Origin of the sequence: Roseospira goensis, assembly GCF_014197795.1 — a bacterium.
GTDB classification, from domain to species: domain Bacteria; phylum Pseudomonadota; class Alphaproteobacteria; order Rhodospirillales; family Rhodospirillaceae; genus Rhodospira; species Rhodospira goensis.
This window is the reverse complement of record NZ_JACIGI010000008.1, coordinates 1-24,551: the sequence shown is the minus strand read 5'-3', so window position 1 is coordinate 24,551 and position 24,551 is coordinate 1. Positions and strand designations below refer to the sequence as shown.

Below are 24,551 nucleotides of genomic sequence, written 5' to 3'. Positions count from 1 at the left end.
CCGTGCCTCGCGGACCTGAAGCGGTGGCGCGCGAGCGACCCGGGGTCGTCCGGTCTCTGTCGCTGCGCCTGTTCGTCGCGTTCGCGGCCGCGTTGATGACGCTCTACGCGTACTGGGGTCTCGACCTGTACCGCACCATGAACGCCGAGGTCCGCTACCGGGCCGAGACCCTCATGGAGGAGCGCCGGGCCTACATCCGGGCGCTGGTCGAGACGGCGGTCAACGGCGCCCAGCACCAGCGCCGGACCGTGGAAGCGCGGGCGCGCGCGGTGATCCGCGAGCGCGTGCAGAGCGCGCTCGCCGTGGCCAGTCATATCTGGCGCACGCGTCCCCATCGGGCGTCCGACCAAGAAGCGGAGGTGATGATCCGTGAGGCGCTGCGCCCGCTTCGGTTCAACAACGGGCGCGGCTACTTTTTCGTTCTGGACATCGCCACCGGCCGCGCGATCCTGCATGCGGCCAATCCGGCGCTCGAAGGCACGGACACCCGGGACCTGCGGGACAGCACCGGGCAGCCGTTCGTCCAGAGCATGCTGGACATGGTGCGCGACCAGGGCACCGGGTTCCACACCTACAAATGGTTCCATCCCACTCGGGCGGGCCCGAACCATCGCAAGATCGCCTATCTGGCCCATTTCGAGCCGCTGGGATGGGCCATCGCCGCGGGCGACTACATCGCCGACATGACCGCCGACATCAAGGCCGAGACCCTGGCACAGCTCCGCTCGATGCACTTCGGCGAGGACGGCTACATCTTCGCCGGCACCTGGGCGGGGGTCAGCCTGCTCGGGCCCGCCGAGGGGCGCAACATGTGGGAGGTCACGGACCGCCACGGCGTCAAGATCGTGCAGGAACTGATCGCCGCCGCGCGCGGCGGCGGCGGTTTCGTCGAGTATGTCCGGCCCGACATCGAACACGGCATGCAACCGTCCCACAAGCTGAGCTACGTCCTGCCGGTGCCCGAGTGGGAGTGGTACGTGGGGGCCGGGGTGCCCGTCGACGACATCAATGCGGCCATCGCCGCCATGCGCCACGACACCCGGCGCGAGGCGTTGCTTGATCTGCTGCTGGGCACCGGCCTCGTGGTGCTGCTGGCCGCGGCGAGCTACCTGATCGCGCTCGACAGCGCCCGCCGGATCGGCGGCGAGATGGCGCAACTGGAGGGCTTCCTGGCCGACGACGGCCGTCATCCCGAGCGCCTGGACACCAACGCCATGCGGCTGGCGGAGACGACCCGCCTGGCGCAGGCCCTCAAGGGGGCCGCGACGCGCCGCGATGCAGCCGAGGCCGCCCTGGAGCGGCAGACCCGCAACCTGGAGAAATCCACCGCCGACCTGGAGCGGTTCGTCTATGTCGCCTCCCACGACCTGCGCGAGCCGCTGCGCATCATCGCCAGCTACGTGGGCCTGTTGCGGCGGCGCTACCGCGGCCGGCTCGACGCCGACGCCGACGCCTTCATCGACTACGCCAGCGAGGGCGCCCGGCGCATGCACGACATGATCGGCGACCTGCTGACCTTCGTCCGTGTCCAGCGCTCCGAGGAACCGTTTGTGGCGGTGCCGCTCGGGCGGGTGCTCGATCGCGTGTTGGCAACCCTGGCCGCCCGGATCGAGGAAACCGGGGCCAAAGTGTCGGTGGCCCCGACGCTGCCGGTCGTGCACGGGCGCGAGCCCCTGCTCGTCAGCCTGATGCAGAACCTGATCGAGAACGCGCTGAAGTATCGCGACCCGGAGCGTCCGGCCAAGGTCCGTGTCGAGGCGGCGGTGACCGACGACGAGGCCGTGCTGTCGGTGGCCGACAACGGGATCGGCATCGACCCCGCCTATCACGACCGCATCTTTCTGTTCTTCCAGCGCCTGCACCCGGCCAGTTCCTACCCCGGCACCGGCATGGGCCTCAGCCTGTGCCGCAGCATCGCCGAGAGCCACGGCGGGCGCATCTGGCTGGAGTCCGAACCCGGCGTCGGCACCACGTTCCACGTGGCCCTGCCGCTGGCCCCGGCGGACGAGGCCGACCACGGCGCGCCGACCGGCCCGGACGAGGCATCACGTCAGTCGTAGCGCACGCGGCCGTCGCTGGACAGCAGGATGGCGATCGGCCGGGTGCCCGGGAAGTACGACATCACGATCATGATGATCCCGGTGAGCGGCACGCACAGGAACATGCCGACCACACCCCAGATGTTGCCCCACACCACCAGCGAGAGGATGACCACCAACGGGCTGAGGTTGAGGGACTGGCCCATCAGCCGGGGTTCGATCAGGCTGCCGATGGTGAACTGCACGCTGCCGAGCACGCCCGCCACCACCAGCGCCGGCACCGGCGTGGGGAACTGCACCAGCGCCAGCACCGCCGGGAACATCACCCCCAGGAGCGAGCCGATGGTGGGAATGTAGTTCATCAGGAAGATCAACACGCCCCAGAAGGCGGCGTAGTCGACCCCGACGATGATCAGCACCGCGTAGCTGACCGCGCCGGTCAGGGCGCTGGTCAGGGTCTTGATCCAGACGTAGGTGCGGATATCCTCCTGGATCCGGGTCAGCATGGTGCGCACCCACTGCTCGCGCTCCGGATCCGGGAACAGGGCATGGATCTTGGCGCCGAAGCGGTGCTGCTCGATCAGCAGGAAGATCACGTAGGCGACGATCAGGCCGGCCATCCCGAGCAGGCTGGACAGCGCGCCCGCCAGCTCCGGCAGCACCGATTCCAGCCGGATCTGGCGGATCCACTCGCCGAGATCCACCGGCCCCTCCAGGCCGAGCCGGACGCTGAGGTCATGCATCAGAGTGCGCAGGTTCTCCTGATAGGCGGGCGCGGTCTGTGTGACCTCGGCGATGTTCTGGCTCGCCAGGCGGCCGAACAGGTACAGCAGCATCGCGATGACCAGAAGCGCCAGCGTGCGGCACAGCCAACCGGGCAGCCGCGAGCCAATGCGCGGCAGGTTCGAGAAGCCCTCGGTCAGGGCATTGATGAGGTACCAGACGATCAGGGCGACCGCGAGCGGCACCAGGACGTCCTTGCCCAGCACCAGCACCGAGCCGATCAGGACCACGGCCCCGAACCACAGCACCCCGGTCATGGATCGCAGCAGGCCGACGCCGGTCATGGCGCTCTCTCCCGTCTTGCGCGCCCCATGTCGCGCCGTTGCCGTCCGCCGCGGCGCGGCGGCCCGGCGCTCGCGATCATAGAGCCCATCGGCCCGAAACGGAAACACGCCGTTCCCGGCGGCGCCCGCGGTCGCAATCCCCAGGCGCCGTGCCGGGAAATGATTGGTGCGGTGCAGGCAGTCATTGACAACAGCACCCGAACCATCCTTCATTTCGTAGGCGACCATTCGGCATGCACCAACCCTTGATCCGGACAGCGGACCTTGTGTCTTGTCTGCCGGCCTTGAAACCGGCCCGCCCTGTGTGGTGCAACGGGAACGGAAAGACGTGGACAGACCGCCCCGGCATCGTGCATATGACCGCACGAAAGCGGACGGGGCGGACGGCGTAGCCCTGGACGGGCGTACGGCGTGGCGACGCGTGCGCGGCGCCGGGCCACCGCCGCGAGGCGCGAGACGCGAGACGCGAGACGCGGGCTGAGTGAGGACACATGTTTTCCAGGATGACGGGGTGGCTGTCCGCCGACATGGCCATCGACTTGGGCACCGCCAACACCCTTGTCTACGTCAAGGGGCGGGGCATCGTCCTCAATGAGCCGTCCGTGGTTGCCATCGCCGAGCACAAGGGCCGCAAGCAGGTGCTGGCCGTCGGCGACGAGGCCAAGCAGATGCTGGGCCGCACCCCGGGCAACATCCAGGCCATCCGCCCCCTGCGCGACGGCGTCATCGCCGACTTCGAGGTGGCGGAGGAGATGATCAAGCATTTCATCCGCAAGGTGCACAACCGGCGCAGCTTCGCCAGCCCGATGGTCATCATCTGCGTGCCCTCCGGCTCCACCGCCGTCGAGCGCCGCGCCATCCAGGAGAGCGCCGAGGCCGCCGGTGCCCGCCGCGTCTACCTGATCGAAGAGCCGATGGCGGCCGCCATCGGCGCCGGACTGCCGGTCACCGAGCCGACCGGCTCCATGGTGGTGGACATCGGCGGCGGCACCACCGAGGTGGCGGTGCTGTCCCTGGGCGGCATCGTCTACGCGCGCTCGGTCCGCGTCGGCGGCGACAAGATGGACGAGGCCATCATCGCCTACATCCGCCGCAACCATAACCTGCTGGTCGGCGAGGGCTCGGCGGAGCGCATCAAGAAGGACATCGGCAGCGCCTGCGCGCCCGCCGAAGGCCCCGGGCGCACCATCGAGATCAAGGGCCGCGACCTGATGAACGGCGTGCCCAAGGAGCTGGTCATCAGCGAGGCCCAGATCGCCGATAGCCTGGGCGAGCCGGTGGCCTCGATCGTCGAGGCGGTGAAGGTGGCCCTGGAGCATACCGCGCCCGAACTGGCGGCCGACATCGTGGACAAGGGTATCGTGCTGACGGGCGGCGGGGCGCTGCTGTCGAACCTGGACTTCGTGCTGCGCATGTCCACCGGTTTGCCCGTGTCGATCGCCGACGATCCGCTGTCCTGCGTCGCGCTGGGCACCGGCCGCGCGCTGGAAGAAATGAAGAAGCTGCGCAACGTCCTGACCACCATGTACTGACCCGGGCGGGCCGGACGGAATCGGGGTCGGGATCGGGATCGGGATCGAGCACGCGGACGGCGGCGAGGCGACAGCGCGACCGTCGCGCCGGGCGGCGAGCCGCCACCCGGCGTTCGCTGGATCCGTAGGACTCGGATCCCGCGCAACCGGACCTGTCGCAACCGGATTATGTCAGGGCGAGGCGGCCCGTGATGCAGCCCAACGGACAACTGTCCCGCTTCGGCGCCATGAAGGTGGCGCTGCACCGGCTCGCCTTCGTGGTGCTGGTGGCGGCGGCGTTCGGTCTGATGCTGCTGGGCAAGGCGGACACGGTCCTGGTGACCCGGCTCAGTCATGCCGTCACCGACGCGCTGGCGCCCGTGCTGGAGGTCATGTCGAAGCCGGCGGCCAGCGTCGGCGCGGTCATGAACAACATCCGTGAACTGGCCGCCATCCGCGAGGAGAACGCCCGCCTGCGCGAGGAGAACCAGCGCCTGCTGCGCTGGCAGACGCTGGCGCGCCAGCTCCAGGTGGAGAACCAGCGCCTGCGGGACCTCGCGAACCTGGTGCCGGACCCGCGGCCGCGCTCCATCACCGGGCGCGTCGTCGCCGACACGGGCGGCGTGTTCGCGCGCAGCCTGCTGGTGACGGTCGGCGCCCGCGACGGCGCCCGCAAGGGTCAGGTCGTGGTCGCGGCCGAGGGGCTGGTGGGCCGCCTGACGGAGGTGGGCGCGCGCTCCAGCCGGGTCCTGCTGCTGACCGACATCAACTCCAAGATCCCCGTGGTGATGGAGGAGAGCCGGGCCCGCGCCATCCTAGTCGGCGACAACAGCAACCGGCCGGAACTGGCGTTCCTCAAAGCCAAGGCCGGCGTCTCGCCCGGCGACCGCATCGTCACCTCCGGGGTGACGGGGGCCTTCCCGCCGGGGCTGCCCGTGGGCGTTGTCGCCTCGGTGGACGAGGGCCACATCCGCGTCGAACTGTTCATCGAGGAAGGCCGCCTGGAACTGGTGCGAATCCTGGACTACGGCCCGGACGGCATCATCGCCGACCCGGGACCGGGCGCCGCCGCCCGCGCCGGCACCGACTAGCGCGGATCGCGATCAATCGGGACCACGACGGGGTTCCGGTTGACCGCGTGACTCCGTGCGAAATGTGTGAGTCTCAGCCGATTATTGCGGCACACCAAAATCGCGCCGCGAGTCCGGTTTATCGCGATCGGCTGTCAGCACGCGCCCCGCGGACCCGAGATCGCGGGTCTTGGGCGGAGGCGCTGCGGCCCGCCCCGGCCTGGACGACCTTGGAACGGACACCATGCGACCGACCCTGTGGCAGACCCTGGACCAGACCGCCCGCCGCCTGATCCCGTTCGGGCTGTCGCTGCTGCTGTTGCTGCTGGCCATCGTGCCGATGACCACGCCCGGCTTCCTGCGCGCCGGTCCCATGATCACGCTGTTGTGCGTGTACTACTGGGCGGTGCATCGGCCGGACATGATGGGCTACCTGGGCGGCTTCTCCCTGGGCCTCCTGGAGGACATCCTGATGAACACCCCGCTGGGGGTGAGTTCCCTGATCCTCATGCTGACCCAGATGGTGGTGCTGACGCAGTACCGGTTCTTCGTCGGCCGCCCGTTCCTGATCACGTGGTGGGCGCTGGCGCTGGTGGCCCTCGGCGCCATCCTGCTGAAGGCGTTGGCAATCGCGCTGCTGTCCGGCTACGTGGTGGCACCGGGCCCGCTGATCGCCAGCTACGTGCTGACGCTTCTGCTGTATCCCATCCTCGCCTGGGTGTTCGCCCGCACCCAGATCCTGCTCACCAAGGAACCGTGAGACCCCGGCGATGCAGAAGGACGGCGACCGCTCCAAGGTGTTCACCCGACGGGTCGTGCTGCTGGCCGGCGGCAAGGCCCTGTTGGTCACCCTGCTGGGGGCGCGCATGTACTACCTCCAGGTCATGGAGGCCGAGAAGTACCGCACCCTGGCCGAGGAGAACCGCATCAACATGCGGCTGATCCCGCCGCCGCGCGGCCGCATCGTGGACCGCTTCGGCATCCCGGTGGCGGTCAACCGCCAGAACTTCCGCGCCCTGGTGGTGGCCGAACGCACCCGCGACCTGGAGCAGACCCTGCGGACCTTCGCCGGTCTGGTGCCGCTCACCGACTACGACCACCAGCGCGTGCTCAAGGAAAGCAAGCGCCGCCGCAGCTTCGTGCCGGTCACGGTGCGCGAGAACCTGACCTGGGAGCAGATGGCGATGGTGCAGGTGAACGCCCCCGACCTGCCCGGCGTGATCATCGACGAGGGCCTGACCCGCGACTACCCGTACGCCGACCTCGCCTCGCACATCCTGGGCTACGTCGCCGCCGTCTCCGAGGACGACATGGACGGCGACGACCCGCTGTTGCAACTGCCCGACTTCCGCATCGGCAAGGCCGGCATCGAGAAGGTCTACGACCTGCCCCTGCGCGGCAAGAGCGGCGCCAGCCAGGTCGAGGTCAACGCGGTCGGCCGCATGATCCGCGAGTTGCGCCGCGAGGAGGGCGAGCCGGGCCACGAGGTGCAGCTCACCATCGACATGCGGTTGCAGGACTATGCCTCGCGCCGGCTGGGCACCGACAGTGCCGCCTGCGTGGTCATGGACGTGCACACCGGCGAGGTGCTGGCCATGGCCTCGATGCCGGCCTACGACCCGAACGCCTTCGCCCGGGGGCTGAGCACCAAGGAATGGAAGGCACTCGCCGGCAATCCGCGCGCCCCCCTGCGCAACAAGGCCCTGGCCGGCCAGTACGCCCCCGGCTCCACCTTCAAGATGGCGGTGGCCCTGGCGGCGATGGAAAGCGGCATCGTCGGACCCGAGCAGACGTTCTACTGCCCCGGCCACCTGACACTGGGCAACCACCGCTTCCACTGCTGGAAGCGCTGGGGCCACGGACACCTGAACATGGTGGGGGCGATCGAGCAGTCCTGCGACGTGTACTTCTACGAAGTGGCCCGGCGCATCGGCATCGGCCGCATCGCCGACATGGCACGGCGGCTTGGCCTCGGCGCGGACCTGGACCTGGAACTGCCCGGGGAGGCATCCGGCCTCATCCCCACCAAGGCCTGGAAGTCCGCCACCCTGGGCCAGCCCTGGGTCCAGGGCGAAACCCTGGTCGCCAGCATCGGCCAGGGCTACGTCCTGGCGACGCCGCTGCAACTGGCCGTGATGACCGCCCGCATCGCCAACGACGGCCTGGCGGTGCGCCCCACGCTGTGCCGCCAGCGGGTCGCGGACGGCCGGCTGATCACCGAGCCGACGCCGTCGTTCGACTCCGTGGGCGTCTCCAAGCAGGCCATGGCGGTCGTCAAGCACGCCATGTGGCGGGTGGTCAACGGCGACCGCGGCACCGCGCGCGGGTCCGCCATCGACGTCGACGGCCAGACCATGGCGGGCAAGACCGGCACCTCGCAGGTGCGCCGGATCAGCATGCGCGAGCGCGAGACCGGCGTACGCAAGAACGAGGACCTGCCGTGGAAGTTCCGCGACCACGCGCTGTTCGTCGGCTTCGCCCCGGCGGAGGCGCCGCGCTACGCCGTCTCCGTGATCGTCGAGCACGCCGGCGGCGGCTCCCGGTTCGCGGCGCCGATCGCCCATGACGTCATGCTGGAGACCCTGCGGCTCGACCCGTCCCGGCGGCGCACACCCGATGAGTTGGCGGCGATCCGCGAGGCCCCGCCGCCCACCGCCGCCGAACGGCGCCGCCGGGCCGAGGCGAAGGCCGCTGCCGCCGCCGCGCTGGCCGAGGCGACAGCCGAGACCGCGGCGGAGGCCGCCGAAGGGTCACCGGGCCAGGGAGGCAACGGACAATGATCGGGGACGGCCTGATGACGGCGCGGCTGCGCCGCGGCGAGATGACCCTGGGCGAGAAGCTGTGGCAGGTGAGCTGGTCGCTGCTGCTGCTGATCGGCGCCCTCGCCGGCATCGGCGTGGCCATGCTCTATTCCGCCGCCAACGGCAACATGGACCCGTGGGCATCGCGTCACATCGCCCGGTTCAGCGTCGGGCTGGCGCTGCTTCTGGTGGTGGCCATGGTCGATATCCGACAATGGATGCGCTACGCCTATTGGCTCTACGCCCTGGCCCTGGTGCTGCTGGTGGCCGTGGAGGTCCGCGGCACCATCGGCATGGGGGCGCAACGCTGGATCGACCTCGGCGTGTTCCAGCTCCAGCCCTCCGAGCTGATGAAGGTGACGCTGGTGCTGGCGCTGGCGCGGTTCTTCCACGGCGCCGACCTGGCCGATACCGGGCGGCCGCTGTATCTCATCCTGCCGACGGTGCTGGTGCTGGTTCCGGTGGCGCTGGTGCTGAAGCAGCCGGACCTGGGCACGGCCCTGATGATGCTGGCCGGGGCCGGGGTGTTGTTCTTCGTCGCCGGGGTGCGGCTGTGGATGTTCGGACTCGTGGTCGCCCTCGGCCTGGCCGCCATTCCGGTGGCGTGGCAGGTGCTGCACGATTATCAGAAACAGCGCGTCCTCACGTTCATCAACCCCGAGCGTGACCCGCTGGGGGCCGGCTACCACATCCTGCAGTCCAAGATCGCCCTGGGATCGGGCGGCCTGACGGGCAAGGGCTTCCTGGAGGGCACCCAGAGCCACCTGAACTTCCTGCCCGAGAAGCAGACCGATTTCATCTTCGTGATGCTGGCCGAGGAGTTCGGCATGCTGGCCGGCATGGGCCTGCTGCTGCTGTACGTGCTGGTGCTGACCTACGGACTGGCCATCGCCCTGCGCGCCCGCAACCATTTCGGCCGGCTGGTCGCCATCGGGGTGACGTTCACCTTCTTCCTCTATGTGTTCATCAACGTCGCCATGGTGATGGGCCTGATCCCGGTGGTGGGGGTGCCGCTGCCGCTGGTCAGCTACGGCGGCACCGCCATGATGACCCTGATGCTGGCCTTCGGCCTGCTGATGAGCGTGTGGGTCCATCGCGATGTCCAGATCGGCCGCCGCGGCGCCTATGACGATGGCTGACGGTGCGCCGCCCCACCCTCGCCCCGCCCCCCGTCCCGTCCTGGGGGTAACCATCGCTTAAGCCCGCCCGCGCATACTCCCGACCAGGGAGCGCACCCGCGCGGCGGGCGCGCGACGGCTGAATACCGCTCGGAGGCTTCGATCCATGGCTGTGCCCCAGGAGACGCGCGACAACATCGTCGCCATGACGGTCGCGATGTTCAACGCCGCGCCCGGGGCGACCAACTTCTTCGAGTTCGTCTCCTTCATCGAGGACGGCGGCACCCTGCTCCAGCTCGCGGACTCGCTGGTGGCAAGCGAGGCGTTCCAGGGCCAGTACACCGCCGCCACCACGGACGACGAGAAGCTGGCGATCGCGCTCGGCAACCTCGGTTTCCAGGAAGGCTCGGACGCTTTCACCGAGGCCAAGGCCGCCTTTATCGCCAACCTGAACGCCGGCGCCTCGGTGGGCGCGGTGATCCTGGCTGCGGCCGACTACCTGTTCAACAGCGAGACCGTCGATGCCGCCTTCGAGCCGGCGGCGACCCAGTTCCGCAACAAGGTCGAGGTGGCGAGCTACTACAGCACCCAGGTCTCGGAACCGGCCGAGACCCTGGCCGACCTCCAGGCGGTGCTGTCCACGGTCACGGAGGACCTCAACACCGTGGTGGCCGCCAAGCAGGCCATCGACGCCGAAAGCGGCGCCACCGACACCACCTTCGACACGCGCCAGACCGGCACGGCCGAAGACGACGCCCTGACCGGCACCACCGGCGCCGACTTCCTCGACGGCGCCGTCGGCAACGACACCCTGATCGGCACCGCCGGCACCGACAGCCTGATCGGCGGCGACGGCGACGACCTGCTGGACGCCGGCACCGGCAACGACACCCTGACCGGGGATGCCGGCGACGACGTGCTGAGTGGCGGCGACGGCGACGACGATCTGTCGGGCGGCACCGGCGCCGACGAGATGGAAGGCGGCTTCGGCGCCGACACCCTGCGCGGCGGTGACGGCAACGACACCCTGTCCGGCGACGGCGGCGCGGACAGCCTGGACGGCCTCGACGGCGATGACCTGATCCTGGGGGGCGGCGAGGCCGACACCCTGCTGGGGGGGCTCGACAACGATACCCTGCTGGGCGGCACCGGCGCGGACTCCCTGTCCGGCAATACCGGCGACGACAGCCTGGACGGCAACGCCGACAACGACACCCTCTCGGGCGGCACCGACAACGACACCCTGCGCGGCGGCGCCGGGGACGACCTGCTGACCGGCGAGCAGGGCGACGACAGCCTGGACGGCGGCGACGGCGCCGATTCCGTCAGCGGCGGCCTCGGCAACGACACCGTCGGCGGCGGCGCCGGCACCGACACCCTGGCGGGCGGCTCCGGCGATGACCGGTTCGTCTTCGACGCCTTCGGGACCGAGAACGCGGACACGGTCGAGGACTACGGCGTCGGCAGCGATTCCGTGGGCCTGGCGGCGTCGGTGTTCACCCAGATCACCGGCAGCATCGCCGACGTGTTCGTGGTCGCCGCCAACGCCACCGAGATGGACGCCGCCGACGCCGAGGACGGCCAGGTGCTGGTGTTCCGCAGCGACACCGGGGAGCTGTACTACGATGTCGACGTCCCGGTCGGCGACGACACCGCCGACGGCGGCGACGATACGGCCGATGGCGGCGACGATACGGCCGATGGCGGGGACGATACCGCCGGGGGCGGGGATGACACCGCAGGCGGCGGCGACGATACCGCCGGGGGCGGCGACGACACCGCAGGCGGCGGGGACGACACCGCCGACGGAGGCGACGCCCCGCCCAGCGGCCTGCAACTGATCGGCACCTTCACCGTCGACCTGACCGCCGGCGACTTCAGTCTGATCTGAGGGCCGATCCCGCCTCGCCCCGCGCCAGCGCCTCCACCCAGGCGATCTGGCGCGGCAGGCACACCGTCTTGAGGTCGTAGGTCGCGCGCGCAAACGCCCGCGCGGCCTGCCCGAGCCGCCGCCGGCGGGGCGCGTCGGCCAGCAGGTGCGTGACCCGGTCGGCCAGGCCGTCGACGTCGAAAAAGTCGACCAGAACCCCGGTCTCGTCGTCGCGGATGGCCTCGCGCAGGGGTGCCGTGTCGCTGGCGACGATGGCGCAGCCGGCGCTCATGGCCTCCAGCAGCGACCATGACAGCACGAACGGGTACGTCAGGTAGACGTGCACCGTGGACAACTGCAGCAGCCCCAGGAAGTGCGTGTAGGAGACGTTGCCCAGAAAGTGCACCCGCGCCCAGTCGGCGTCACGCATCCCGGGGCGCACCTCTTCGATGAACCGCGCCTTCCAGGTGCCGTCGGGCGGGCGGGCGCCGTAGCTCACCCCATCGCCACCCACGATCAGCACCCGCGCCTTCGGCCGGTTGCGCAGCAGCGCCGGCAGCGCCCGCATGAAGATGTGGTAGCCTCGATAGGGCTCCAGGTTGCGGTTGACGAAGGTGACGACCTCATCCTTCGGCGTCAGGGTCAGCGACCGGTTCAGGGTCATCGACACCGTGGGGTTGGGCGCCACCTGGTCGGTGTCGATGCCGTCGTGGATGACGGCGATGCGGTCGCGCAAAGCGGGCGGGAAGGTCTCGGCCTGCCACTGCGTCGGCGCCAAGCCGGCCGTCGCCCGCGCCATGCTCAGCTCGAAGGTGAGATTTTTCAGCCGCACCCGGCAGACCGTGGCAGGATCGTTGCTTGCGAACTCAGGGTCAAAGCCCACGTCCCCGTTCTGGGCCCTATAGTAGAATTCACTGTAAATCCCGACCGCCGCGGTGGGCCAGACATCCTTCAGGAACAGCATCTCGCCCCAGCCGGGGTGGCCCACGATCACATCGGGCGCGTAGCCCTGCTGGCGCAGCTTAATCCCCGCTCGAAACGTCGCCTCGCCACGAATGGTCTTTGTCTCCAGGTCGGCCACCCAAGGATGAACACCGGGGGTCGACCCGCGCGCAGGCTGCACCCGGTGCAGGCGCACGCCGTCGCGCCTGTCCGGCAGATCGGCGCGCATGTGCAGGGCGGAAACGTCGATGCCGGGCCGGGCCGCCAGGGCCGGTGCCAGGTGCTTGTACTGGCCGGGGTAGTTCTGGTGGACGAACAGGACCTTCATGGCGCGCCGGCCCTCACGGGAAATGCGCCCGCGCCAGCGCTAAAGCCACGCGTGATCTCCCCGCCCAACCTCGCATCGCGGCCAGCACACACCGGTATTCGAGGCTGGGGCGGCGACAGAGGCATGGGCGCGCGATCCCGTTGAAGCCCGACCGGCGTCAGTCGAAGTTGAAGGAAATGTCCTCGGGCGCAAACATCTCCTCGGCACTCGGCAACCGCGCCCGTTCGGCCTCTGCAGCCTTGGCATGCGCTTCGGCCAGACGGCCTAGAACAGAAAGGTTGTTCGAGGCGTAGATTTGCCCGTATGCCAGGTCAAGCGCTCCACTGTCCCGAACCTCGGCCAGCACGGCCGGATCGAGGGCGGCCAGTGCCGTCTCGCTGACGCGAAGAAACCCGTTCAGCGGAATCCTCTGTTCTGCCGCCGTCACGGCGATAGGCCAGTCCTCGAGAAGGCCGTGACGGTCCAGCACCGCGCCGGCGGCGCGCGTCGCCTGCTGGTCGGCCTGCACCTGCTGCAGGAAATTGATGACCTGCTTGAGGAAGCCGGAGGGCTGGCCGTCGTCCTCGAACAGCGCCTTGGCGCCGGGGCCATCGCGCAGGGCGCCGCTGTTTTCGTCCACGCACACGACGTACTTTCCATCGGGTCCGCTTGCCAGCCCAAAAGGATAGCCGCGAAATGCCGCGGGAACGTAGGAACCGAGCCAGCGGCCACCATCCTGCACAAAAAAGTTGCGATCCAGGGTCAGGCCCATCAATGCCACCATGGTCACCCCGCCCTCCTCGCGCCGAAAGGCCACCGGCAGAGCCGGCACGGCCCGTCTCAGCTCGCCGCGCGACAGAACAGCGATGGGTCTTCCGCGCGCGGCCGGATAGCCGGCCACAGGCGTATAGAGACGATGGGAGGGATTGGACGGCTGCAATGGGGTGTACACGGACTCAACGCCTCTTCTTCGTCGACGGAACGGAGCCTACCCGCCGTGAGGACCACACCCGTGGCCTCCTGTCAAGGTTTCCGGCCACACTGGATGGCACAGCGGTTGCTTCTGCAAAGGCACGCAGTTTCTGCCGTTCGTCAGACAGTCCGTTGAGAGGGGCCCGTTCCATGTCCGTCGCGAGTGTCCATGACCCTCAAGCCGCGGCCCAGTACGCTCAAAAGCAGCGTCAGACCACACAAACCCGCTCTGCAGGCGATCTGTTCGCCGAAGCGCTTGGCCGTGTCCGCGCAGCCGACAGCGTCCGCACCGATGCTCCCGGTGCCTCTGAAACGCCGACAGCAGCCCCGGCCACCGCCCCCCCGACAGACGCGCCACCGGCCCCGGCGCCTGCCGCCACCCTGAAGGACGCGGACACCGACGCACGCGACGACCATGGCGTGGACACGGCCTCCGAGGCCGCCGAGGCCTCCGAGGCCTCCGAAGACGAGACGCCTGTGCGATCCGAAGACGACGCCCCCCCGGCCATCGACGGGTCCGCCTACCTTCTCGACCCGTCGGCGCTGGGCGACCGCCTGTTCGCCGCCGAACGCCCCAACATGGCGGAATTCCAGGCGGCCCTGGAGGCGAAGGGCATTGATGCCTCCGTCATGGAGCGTGTCTCGGTCCTGTACAACAACGTCGGCACCCACAAGGACCTGCGCGACTGGGCGGCGATCCTGGAGTCCGACGACCCATTGGCGACCGCGCGTGCGGCGCTGGGCGCCATGTACGCCAGCGGCGATCATAGCATCGCGGGCACCGCCCCGGACGCGCTGGAAGCCGAAGCCCTGGCGCGTCTTGATGCCGAGGGCGAAGCCCAGCAGGGTGACGCCGCCGCAGACGACGAGGACGCGCCGCCCCCGGCAAGATTCGCCGCCCGCTCGGGAAACTTTGCCTGGCTGGAGACCACCACCCTCACACCGAACGAAACCTACGCCCACGGCGGCGGACTCTATCTGATCGACGCCAACAACCGCATTCTCCGCTACGCGGGTCGAGACTCCAGTGAAGTGGCGCGGGCCATCGCCGACTTCGGGCTGGATGCAAGCGCGCTGTCCGGCCTCGCCGACCAGATGTCGACCGCGAACTTGGGCAACAATTACCCATACTGGAAGTCCCCTGAACGGATCGCACTTCGCACGCTCGCGGAGAACGCCAGCCGCATCACGCGCGGTGACTTCTCGTTCCTGGCCGCAGGGGCGGAGGCCACCTCGCCGGCGGAGACCGCCAATACCTTGCTCGGTGCCCAGGAAAGCGCGAACCGATAACCCGGGAGTCCGGGCGTGACATAGAGCCGATTGTTCGAAATCGGAACCGCAGATGCGGTCCGATTTCGAACGTGAATCGGCTCTACAGTATTGATTTTACAGCTGATTATCGCTACAAACCGAAATCGTGCCGCGAGTCCGGTTTGTCGCAATCGGCTGTAGGCCCGTAGGCTCTCGTTTCGAGTCGGCTCCCGATGTCGCCCCCGGGCGTCAACGATGGGTGCCCCTCACGCTTGGTGTTGCGGACCAGGGTTGCCATCCGGGAACCCTCGGGGAGATGCCGGCGAACGCAATCGGCGGAACACAGGCGAGGCGTCCCTCCGCCGACGGCGCAGACCTTGCGGCCAGGCCGGCATGCCGCCGCTCCCGGGCGTCAGATTCCCGGTCCGTGCGCAGGCGCCTCAAGGGCGCGCAGGAGTGGGCCAAGATGGGCCTCGTACCGATGCCACTTCGCCACAGAGGACGTGTACACGCGTCGCCGGACCTGCGACATGCTGGCCGTCCGGATCGGTCGATCCGTAGTGTGGAATGAGAGGCATCCCGGTTCGAACGGGAGGCCACAGGCATCCAGAAGGGCCGGGATTTGGACCTCGGGCTCCCGCACGAGATCCTCGTAGACGACGGTATGGATGGGGATGGGCAGGACACGGGTCCAAAGCCGCATGTAGTCCTGATAAAGGCGGTACTGATGGCCGAGGTCAGCAAGGTCATCCGCGTAGGCGTGGCCAAATCCGAACGGTTGGAAGAAACACGACAGGCAGGTATCCACGGGATCGCGAACGCAGTTGATGATCGTCGCGTTCGGGATCAGCAGCGCCGCGAGCCACAGGTGCTCGTAGTTGTGCGGCATCTTGTCCGTCACCCGCGCGGACCCACCTGATACGGTCTTAAGGGTGTCCAGGTACGAACGGGCCGCCCAGTTGATCCGCGATCGGCCTTCCGGTCCGGCTCCTTGCGCCGCCGCGTCCAGGACGCCGGCGATCACGGGGTGCCGCGCCAACCGACCCAAGGCCGGAAGCTCGCCGGCGCCGAAGACCCAGGAATGGCTGGCGAGGATCTGTTCCACCAGCGTTGTCCCCGACCGCGGCATGCCGACGATCAGGATCGGCGTCTGTGACGGGTCGCCCGACGGAGCCAGTGCCGCCACAAAGGCGCGCGTGACGGTGCGCCGCAGATGATCCAGCCGCGCCTCGGCGGCGGCACGATCATAAGGGTGTCCCCGCATGGTCGCCCGGATCCGGTGGGCCGATTTCAGATGCCCAATGGCCTCCTCCGGTTGGTCCAGGCTGTCGAGGCGTCGCGCCAGGGCGAAATGGGCCAGCATGCGATCGTGCGAAGTCCGGCCGGCCTCTTCTGTCAACCGGTCGAGGATCGCGCCGGCCGCCCAGTCGTCCGCCAACCCGCCGCTCAGCGTGGAGAGACGGTACCACGCTTCCGCGTCTTCGGGATCCAGCCGCACCGCGCGCCGCCATGCCACCTCGGCCGCGTCAAGCCGGCCCGCGTCGGCAGCCGTGATCCCCAGGCTGACCCAGGCCGCGGCCGCCGATGGCCGGCGACACAGGGTGTGGCGGTCCACCGCCGCCGCCTCGACGGAGCGTCCTTCGGCGCGCAACAGCACGGTTAGATTGCGGCGCGGCGCGTCGGCCTCCGGCGCCGCATGCAGCGCGCGGCGGAAGGCGTTCTCCGCCGCCCGCGGACGACCGAGCATGCCCAGGGCAACCCCGTAATGCATCCAGGCGTCGGCCCACGCGGGACATTGGATCAAAACCACACGCAAGGCCGCGACCGCCGCGGTCGCATCGTCCAGCGCGGTCAGGCAGATCCCCTTGTTGAGCCAGGCCTGCACCTCATGGGGGGCGATACGAAGCGCCCGATCAAGACTGGACAACGCCTGATGGAGCTGCGGAACGTCCCGCAGCACCGCCCCAAGGTTCGCATATCCCACAGCGGCGGCCGGCTCCAGGGCCACCGCAGCCCGGAAGGCCGTTGCGGCCGCCTCCGCCTTGCCCTGCGTCCGCAACCCGGCGCCGAGCAGGGTCCAGCCCCGCGGATCGGCCGGCCAGCGAGCCGTCACCTCCTGAGCCGCCGCGACGACCGCGCGACAGCGCCCTTCCTCCAGGAGACGGCGCAGCGTCGCCAGGCGGTCCGCCGGGATCGCCTGGCCCTGATAGCGACCGGCGGCATCGCGCGCCCGCTGCTCCAGATCCTGCCACGCGGGGCCGTCGAGCCCACGCGCCCGTGCGGTCGCGACCGCAGCCAGCGCCGCATCGGGTTGTCCAGACGCCAGCAACCCCTCGCACCACGAGCGGCGAAACAGCTCGGCCCCGGGATGCAGGCACAAGGCGCGCCGCAGGCACGCGAGGCCGGCGGTTACACTGCCCTCCCGGACTATCAGCAAGCCCAGATTGTGGAGCGCCTTGGCGTCGGCCGGCGACAGCGTCAGCACGGCCCGGTAGGCGCGCGCCGCGGCACCATGGCGACCAGCCCGATGGTGGGCCAGGGCCGCGCGGAAAAGGGTCTGTGGAGTCCTCACGGGCACTCCTCCAGCGAGCATGGTTAAGCGCCGCTCACGAATTCGCCGACGCCCGCTCAAAGGCCAACGGGGTCTCCAGCGCCTGAAGCAACGGTCCTAAATGCGCCTCATACCGGCGCCACGTCTCGACGGACGTCGTGTACACCCGCTTGCGCACCTGGGCCACGCTGGCGGTCTTGACCGGCCGATCCGTGCGGTGGAAGTCGAGGCATTGCGGCTCGAACGAGAGTTGACAGTCATCCAGAAGACGAGAAATCGCCGCCTTGGGGTCGCTCACAAGGTCCTCATAAACGACGTCATGAATACGCATGGGGAGGACCTGCTTCCACAAACGCATATATGCCTGATAGAGTCTGTAATGATGCCCGAGACTTGAAAGATCATCGGTGTAAGTGTGGGCATTCGTGAAGTTCTGGAAGAAGCAGGACAGACACGTATCAACAGGCGACCGGACGCAGTGCAGCACCGTGGCATGGGGAAACAGCAACGCCACCAACCACAGCAGCTCGAAGTTGTGCGGCATCTTGTCTGTCACACGCTCCGATCCTCCGGACACAAACCCGACGTAGTCGAGATACCGTCGGGCAGCCGTCCGCATCCGGTCCCCGAAGTCGGCCCGCGGATCAGCCGCATCCGCTGCGAGGGTCTGCTGGTCGAACAGGTCGGCCGCGATGTTATTCAGGGCGCGCAGCTCGCCGGCCCCGTACACACGTGAATGGCTCGCCAGCACCTGCTCCGTGAGGGTCGTTCCCGATCGCGGCATGCCGACGATGAAGATCGGGCGCCGTGACGGGTCACCCCACTGCGCCCGCGCCCGAAAATACGCCGGTGTGAAGAGGCTGCGCCGGAACAGAAAACGTGCCTCCTGTGCGGCGGCCTGGTAGGTGTGGCCCCGCACGGCGGCGCGCCACCGGTGCCCGTCGAGATAGTGCGCAAAGGCCGTGTCATGCGCCCCGACGTCCGCGTTCATCTTGCCAAGCGCGAAGTGGAGCAGCACACGATCGGACGGCGGCGTGGCCGGGTCGTCGAGCCGCGTCCGAATCAGGCCGAAGGCGGATTCCGTCGGGCCGGCCCGGGCCAGCATGTACAGGCCGTGAGTCCCTCGCGGATGACCCGGCACCAGCGCCACCGCGCGGCGAAACGCCATCTCGGCAGCGGCGAGGTCGCCCGCCGTCTGAAGACACAGCGCCAGCGTTACCCACACCTCCGGCACGTCGGGCGCCAGCGTCGCGGCCCGGCGAGCTGCCCCGACAGCCGCCGTGACCTGCCCCTCTTCACGCAACACGGCGGCATGCACGCGGTGCCCTTCCGCCGCCAGCGGGTCAAGCCGGATCGCCCGGGTGGCGATGGCCGCCGCGCGCCGGCTGAGGCCGCATTCGCTGAGCGCATGAGCCAGACCGACGTATGCGCCGGCATCGGCCGGCCGCAACATGGCCGCCTGCATGTAACAGATCGTGGCGTCCTCAAAGCACCGTTTCTCGGCCAGCACCGCGCCAAGGGTGATGCGGGCTTCGGTCAGACGCGGCGCCAGGGCCAGGGCGCGCCGGCACAGGGCTTCGGCCTGGGCCGGGTCTTGGCGCAGAGCCCCCCCGAGATTGGTCAACGCCTCGGCGTAGGTGGGTCGGATATGAACAGCGTGCCGATAGCAGGCAATAGCCTCGTCGAGACGCCCGTCGTCCCGCCTCAGGTTGGCAAGGTTGTTCCAGGCCTCCGCCAGATCCGGCCTCAGGACCAAGGCCATCTCGAACGCGCGTGCGGCCCCCGTCCGACACCCAGCATCAAGCAGGGCATGGGCGAGATTGTAATGCGCCGCCGCATAGGTCGGGGCCACACGCACGGCCCAGGTCAGCGCCGCCACCGCCGCGTCGGGCCGTCCGGCCGCCTGCAGGGCGGTTCCCAGATTGTTCAGCGCCTGCGCATGCGTCGGATGCAGGGCCAGGGCCGCGCGGTAGGCGGCGGCGGCGTCATCGGGCCGCCCCACGGCCGCCAGACCGTTGCCCAGGTTGAAGGCCGCCTCCGCGTACGCCGGATCCAGCCGCCGGGCGCGCGAAAGCAGATCCAGACCATGGTCGGCCTGTCCGCGCTCCAGCTCCAACACACCCAGGTTGGAAACTATCGCGGCATCACCCGGTGCGAGCGCCACGGCGCGCCGCGCGGCGGCCAGCGCGCCGTCCCACCGGCCCAACCCGCGCCGGGCGGCGGCCAGCACGGTCCACCCGGCCGACGCCGAGGGCTTCAAACGCGTCGCGGCGCGCGCTTCTGCCTCCGCCTGCGCGAAGCGCCCCTCGCGGAGAGCCCGTGCCGCCGCCGTCAGCCGCGCAGCCCCAGCGTCGCCGTCGCCCTCTCCGGTCCGCGCCGCCGTGATGCGCGCCCGCACGGTCCGCGCCGCGACCGGGTCGAGGCCCCGCGACAGGGCTTGCTCCAGAACCCGGGCGGCGTCCGCCACCCGACCGGACCGCAACAGCCCGTCCGCCAGCGAGACCCAGTACTGCCCCGTGTCGGGCGAGACCTCGACGGCCTTCTGGAGATGGGGCAGACCTGCGGCCGCGCGGCCGGTCTGGACCGCAAGGACGCCCAGATTGTGATGCGCCATAGGATCGTCCGCCGCAACCGCCAGCACCGCGCGGTAGCCACGCTCGGCTTCGGCGTGGCGTCCGGCGCGATGGGCCGCGACGGCCTGCCTCAGGGCGTCGGCTGCCTGCTTCGAGGGCTGCGTCATGACGTCCTCGCCGCCAGCCGGCACGCGCCCGGGTCACGCGGGCGCGACAATCCCGAGACGCAGCATGTTATAGAGCTTGCGCCCACGCATCGCGCCCAGGACCTCGTTCAGATCGTCGGCGGTGATGTCCCGGGCCGGCTTCTGACCACCGGGTCCCGGCAGCGGCCGCGTTTCGCTGGCCAAGCGGTCCCGGGCCGCCGGGGGCGCGTCCGCGACCCCCACGTCCACGACGGCCTGCAGCAGGACGGCTTCGAGCGGCGAGACCGGGATGCTCGCGGTGCCTGTCACCGGCGAGACGAGCTGGTTGCCGAGCAGGCGCTCCGCCGCCAGCCGCAGGGTTCGCCGGTTCATGCGCCCGGGGATGGTCAGGCCCGCCACCGTCCCGGGCTCGGGCACGGGCTCGATCGCGCCGGTCCGGCAAGCGACCATCTGATGGGAGGCCAGCAGCCGGACGGCCGCGCGCCGCACCCGCTCGACCGGCTGCCCGCTGGCGGCGGCAACGTCGGCGACGGTCTGGGCCTTGGCGTCGACCGCCGTGATCAGCGCATCGTAGGCCGGGCCCCGGAGCGGGATCCGCGCGTTTCCGGGCGCCTGGATGTGGCGCGTCACACCGTCGGCCGGCATGCGCAGCATCAGGCGCGGCACGGCATCGAGCCACGCGTCGGCCGCGGCGCGATCCGGAGCGCCATCCTTGACGAACACGTCGTGGCGCTGCTGTTCATTGCGGATATAGTCCTTGAGGAGCTCCACCGTTCCGACATCGTCCCGATAGTCCTGGAACGTTGGCACCTGAGCCGCCGGGACCGACAACTCAAGGTCATTCAGCGCCAGTTCCGACCGCGCGGCATAGGTCAACCCGACCGACGCCATCTCCGCGAACATGTCGGTGACGTAGCGGGGCCGGAACCCGCTGGCCATCGCATTGTGAGCGAAATGATCCACACGGTACTCGTCGACCTTGCGGCCGCGGATATAGCCCTGCGCGCCGTTGGCCGCCGGGCGATGCGCTGCCAGGTAGGCCATCCCACGCTTGGCCAGGGCCTCGGTCAGATCGAGACCGCGGCGCGCTCGCTCGCGGCTGTCCTCGCCCGGGCGTGGGGGCGTCAGCGTCTGGATCAGTTTCCACAGCGGCTGTACCGAGACCTTGCCGGGCAGGCAGGTGTACTCGACGTAGAACAGGCCCCCGGCCCGCAGATGGTCGCCCACGAAGCGGCGCGCGGCCTGCGCCTCGTCCTCTTCCAGCCAGGCGTAGATGCCGTTCATGCCGATGAAGTCGAACACCGGCAGGTCGTCGAGGTTCGCCAGGTCGCTGAATCGCGCCTGCACGAACCGCACATTGTCGAGCCCGCAAGCCGCCGCCGTCTCCTGCGCGGTGCGGATGTGGCCGGGGTTGAAGTCGATCCCGACGAACGTCGCGTGCGGGTACAGTTCGGCGAAGGCATTGACGGTGGTCCCGTCGCCGCACCCCAGGTCGCAGTAAGTGAACGCGGCGCTGGGATCGGGCGGCACGACGCCACCCACGGCGGCGGTCAGGGCCATCGACATCGGCGATTGCACACCCACCACGCCGGATCGGAAGTCCACGTCCTGGACGTAGAACCCGCCGTCGCTGGCGTCCGCCTCGCCGCCGGTCCGGCCCCCGAGGCCCGCCGCTTCGCTTTGCATGATCCGTCCCTCAGCCACGTCCGCGTCACCCGCCGACCAGACCGGTCGGACCCGCGATCACATCCCGCAGGCGGCCCGCTCTGTCGGCCTCGCCCAGGGGCTTATAGCCCTCCGCCAGCACCTCTTCAAGCGGCCCCAGGAACGCCTCGTAGCGGCGCCACTTCTCGGCCGACGAGGTGTAGATGCCCTCGCGCACCTGCCGGATCGACGCCGTGCGGACCGGCCTCTGGGTCTCGTAGAAGCGCAGCACGCGGTCGTCCCACGACAGCCCGCAGTGGTCGAGCAGAGCGCGGATGGTGTCCTCCGGCTCCGACACCAGCCTCTGGTAGTTCAGCTCGAAGATCCGGCCCGGGAACAGGTCGTGCCAATGCCGCATGATGCGGTCGTGGTCGTTGAGCATATGGCCGATGTCGCGCAGGTCGTAGGCGAAGCCCATGAGGCCGTAGGCATGCGCGAAGTTCTGGTAGTAGTTGGAAAGGGCGACGTCGCGCGGCTCGCGGTCCAGGTGGATGATCGCCGCATTCGGGAACATCAGCGCGATGAGCCCGACACGATCGAAGTTATGCGGCATCTTGTCCACAACGCGTGCGGCGTCCGCGTTCTGTTCTGCGATCCGGTCCAGATAATACCGCGCCGCGCTCTTCAGCGCCTGTTCGGTCATCGCTTCCATGGCCTTGGGGTAGGCCAAACCGCCCTGCACCACCTTGGGCATTAGGCCCGCAATCTTGGTCACCCAGGGCAGTTCGCCGGCCCCGTAGACCTCCGGATGGCTGCACAGGATCTGCTCGGTCAGGGTCGTGCCGGAGCGCGGCATGCCGACGACGAAGATCGGTCGCGCCGACGGATCGCCCAGGCCCGCCAACCGGTCCACCAGGTCGGGCGTGAAGCAGTCCAGGCTGTCGTCGATGAACCGCCGGTGTGCGCGCCAGTCGTACTTGAGCGCCCGCCGCGCCAGCGCGTTCGCCTTGCTCAGCGCGTCGAACGCCCCGTCATAGTCCTTGCGCTTCTCGCGCACGGTCGCCAGGGTGAACCCGACCCGCGCGCGCGCGTCCGGTTCCAGGAACGGTGCCGCGAACAGCCCCTCGATCGCGGTGATCTCGTGGTCTTCCGCCTTGTAGCCGCGGTTCTCAACCTGCTGAAGCACCGCCATCGGGTTCAAGGCGGCGCCGACCTCGACCTGAGCGGCAGCCTCGTCCAGTCGCCCCAGCGACATGAGGGTGTGCGACAACAGCGCCCGGGCCTCGGCATGGCCCGGGAACCGGTCCACGGTTTCCTCCAGGAGTGCGGCGGCCTCGTCCGCGCGCGCCCGCTCGATCAGAATCTTCGCCTTCAGGACGGGGTACAGCGGCTCCTGCGCCAGCGGCGTGTCCGCCAGCGCGGCCAAGTCGGTCTCCGCCGCCTCCAGGAACCGCGCCTCGATGCGGGCGCGGTTCAGCGCCAGGCGGGTCCAGTCCGGCTCCTCGCGCGCCTCCACCCACTGCTTCAACAGATTGCCGGCGCGGTGATGCTCCTTGCGATCCATGAGAAGCGTGATCAGAAGCATCCGCAGCTCTTCCCGATCCGGGAATCGCTCGATGGCATCCGACAGCGTGGCCTCCGCCTGCGCCCATTGCTCCGCCTGCCGCTGGGCCAGCGCCAGACGCAGATAGGCCTCTGGCGAGTCCACGTCCCGAGACAGCGCCGCGCGGGCTTCCTCCACCAGTTCGTCGCCCCGATCCAGGGCGACGAGCGCCTTCCCGCGCATGTCCCGGGCCATCTGCAACTCGGGCCGCAAGGCGAGCGCCCGGTCGTACAGCCGAACGGCGGCGGCGTGGTCCCCCTCCCGGAACCGCAGCCCACCCAGGTTGGACAGCAACTCGGGCCAGTCCGGCCGCCGGTCCAGGGCCGCTTCCATGGCCTCGCCGGCCTCGTGCAGCCGCTCCAGCGAGAGATACACCGCCCCCAGCCGAGCGTAGACTTCGGGACCGGCATCAACGGCCTCCGCCGCCCGTTTAAGCACCCGCTCGGCGGCCTCGAACCGCCCCGCCATCGACAGCGCCAGCCCGTAGTCCGCCAGCCCGGCGGTATCGGTGAACTCGTGCTCGCCCAAGCGCTCAATCAGCATCGCGCCGTCCTCGGGCCGCCCGGTCAGCACCAGACACACGGCCGCGATGACGACCAACCCGGCGTCGTCGGCAAACTCCAGTTCCGGCGCATCGGCCAGCAGCGCCGCCATGGCATCGACGCGCATGTCCTGTTGCGCCGCCCGCAGACGGTCGCGCAACGTCGGGACGTCGGTCGTCTCGGCGCCCTGGGCGGCGTCGTCCTCCAGCGCATGCTGCACAGCGCCCTCCCTGCCTGATGTGCGCGCCGCCCCTCGGCACCGGCGGCAAGGCGTCACAGATATCAGATCCATCCGTGCGCGCAACCCCGCGACCCGGCCCGGCGCCCCGCCGCGGGATGGCCCGCCGCGCCACGGTTCCGGGCACGCCGTCCGGACGGGCGACGAGTCCTGGCGGGCACGGGGAGGCGGACGAGGACCGCCGACCGCACATCCATGATGAACCAAAAAAAGGTTCATCACGGAATTCCGGGGAAGGCGGCGCGGATCTTGAGGAAGAAGTAGGCGTCATCGCGGAAGCCGTAGGCCATCCGCTTGATGACCTTG

General features: G+C 69.5%; 15 protein-coding genes. 8 read left to right on the top strand and 7 right to left on the bottom strand.

Translation table 11 applies throughout. The features are described from left to right. The first annotated feature begins 2 nt into the window (after positions 1-2). The gene (locus GGD88_RS06320) at positions 3-2,060 is read left to right on the top strand and encodes a cache domain-containing protein (RefSeq protein ID WP_184432973.1); all 2,058 of its coding nucleotides are present in this window, start codon (positions 3-5) and stop codon (positions 2,058-2,060) included. On the opposite strand, the gene GGD88_RS06315 is transcribed toward GGD88_RS06320, so the two are convergent. Then, positions 2,051-3,106, bottom strand: coding sequence for an AI-2E family transporter (locus GGD88_RS06315; protein ID WP_184432970.1), 1,056 nt, complete (start codon positions 3,104-3,106; stop codon positions 2,051-2,053). The two genes, GGD88_RS06320 and GGD88_RS06315, sit on opposite strands and share 10 nt — an antisense overlap. A 491-nt stretch (positions 3,107-3,597) precedes the next feature. On the opposite strand from GGD88_RS06315, the gene GGD88_RS06310 reads away from it, so the two are divergent. The 6 genes from GGD88_RS06310 to GGD88_RS06285 all read left to right on the top strand — a co-directional run bounded on the left by GGD88_RS06310 (position 3,598) and on the right by GGD88_RS06285 (position 11,497). Then, on the top strand, positions 3,598-4,638 hold the full coding sequence (locus GGD88_RS06310; protein WP_221237033.1) for a rod shape-determining protein: 1,041 nt from the start codon (positions 3,598-3,600) through the stop codon (positions 4,636-4,638). Between the two features lie 191 nt (positions 4,639-4,829). After that, the gene (mreC, locus tag GGD88_RS06305) at positions 4,830-5,708 is read left to right on the top strand and encodes a rod shape-determining protein MreC (protein ID WP_184433244.1); all 879 of its coding nucleotides are present in this window, start codon (positions 4,830-4,832) and stop codon (positions 5,706-5,708) included. 223 nt (positions 5,709-5,931) lie between these two features. After that, a complete protein-coding gene (mreD, locus tag GGD88_RS06300; protein WP_184432963.1) occupies positions 5,932-6,447 on the top strand; it encodes a rod shape-determining protein MreD in 516 nt (171 codons plus the stop codon). A gap of 10 nt (positions 6,448-6,457) precedes the next feature. Beyond that, positions 6,458-8,467 carry a penicillin-binding protein 2 gene (mrdA, locus tag GGD88_RS06295; protein WP_184432960.1) on the top strand — a complete coding sequence of 670 codons (2,010 nt, stop codon included), beginning with the start codon at positions 6,458-6,460 and terminating at the stop codon, positions 8,465-8,467. Beyond that, complete coding sequence (gene rodA / locus GGD88_RS06290) at positions 8,464-9,627, top strand: rod shape-determining protein RodA (protein ID WP_246423609.1); 1,164 nt, start codon at positions 8,464-8,466, stop codon at positions 9,625-9,627. The genes mrdA and rodA overlap by 4 nt, the downstream gene beginning before the upstream one ends. A 145-nt stretch (positions 9,628-9,772) precedes the next feature. Beyond that, entirely contained in the window at positions 9,773-11,497 is a 1,725-nt protein-coding gene (locus GGD88_RS06285; RefSeq protein WP_184432958.1) for a calcium-binding protein, read from the top strand. On the opposite strand, the gene GGD88_RS06280 is transcribed toward GGD88_RS06285, so the two are convergent. Continuing rightward, positions 11,484-12,746, bottom strand: a complete 1,263-nt coding sequence (locus tag GGD88_RS06280; protein WP_184432955.1) for a glycosyltransferase family 4 protein — start codon at positions 12,744-12,746, stop codon at positions 11,484-11,486. The two genes, GGD88_RS06285 and GGD88_RS06280, sit on opposite strands and share 14 nt — an antisense overlap. A 157-nt stretch (positions 12,747-12,903) precedes the next feature. Further along, positions 12,904-13,677 (bottom strand): SapC family protein, encoded by a 774-nt coding sequence (locus GGD88_RS06275; RefSeq protein WP_184432953.1) that lies wholly within the window; start codon positions 13,675-13,677, stop codon positions 12,904-12,906. Positions 13,678-13,847: 170 nt separating this feature from the next. On the opposite strand from GGD88_RS06275, the gene GGD88_RS06270 reads away from it, so the two are divergent. After that, complete coding sequence (locus tag GGD88_RS06270) at positions 13,848-14,987, top strand: hypothetical protein (RefSeq protein ID WP_184432951.1); 1,140 nt, start codon at positions 13,848-13,850, stop codon at positions 14,985-14,987. Positions 14,988-15,360: 373 nt separating this feature from the next. Here the strand turns inward: GGD88_RS06270 and GGD88_RS06265 are convergent, their stop codons facing one another. From GGD88_RS06265 to GGD88_RS06250, 4 genes are read right to left on the bottom strand one after another with little or no spacing between them, the layout of a single operon-like run. Then, positions 15,361-17,541: a tetratricopeptide repeat-containing sulfotransferase family protein gene (locus tag GGD88_RS06265; protein WP_246423613.1), complete on the bottom strand. Its 2,181-nt coding sequence runs from the start codon at positions 17,539-17,541 to the stop codon at positions 15,361-15,363. Positions 17,542-17,554: 13 nt separating this feature from the next. Next, a complete protein-coding gene (locus GGD88_RS06260) occupies positions 17,555-20,239 on the bottom strand; it encodes a tetratricopeptide repeat-containing sulfotransferase family protein (RefSeq protein WP_184432947.1) in 2,685 nt (894 codons plus the stop codon). Positions 20,240-20,272: 33 nt separating this feature from the next. Continuing rightward, on the bottom strand, positions 20,273-21,904 hold the full coding sequence (locus GGD88_RS06255; RefSeq protein WP_184432945.1) for a class I SAM-dependent methyltransferase: 1,632 nt from the start codon (positions 21,902-21,904) through the stop codon (positions 20,273-20,275). Between the two features lie 25 nt (positions 21,905-21,929). Next, complete coding sequence (locus GGD88_RS06250) at positions 21,930-24,227, bottom strand: sulfotransferase (protein ID WP_184432943.1); 2,298 nt, start codon at positions 24,225-24,227, stop codon at positions 21,930-21,932. Between the last annotated feature and the right edge of the window lie 324 nt (positions 24,228-24,551).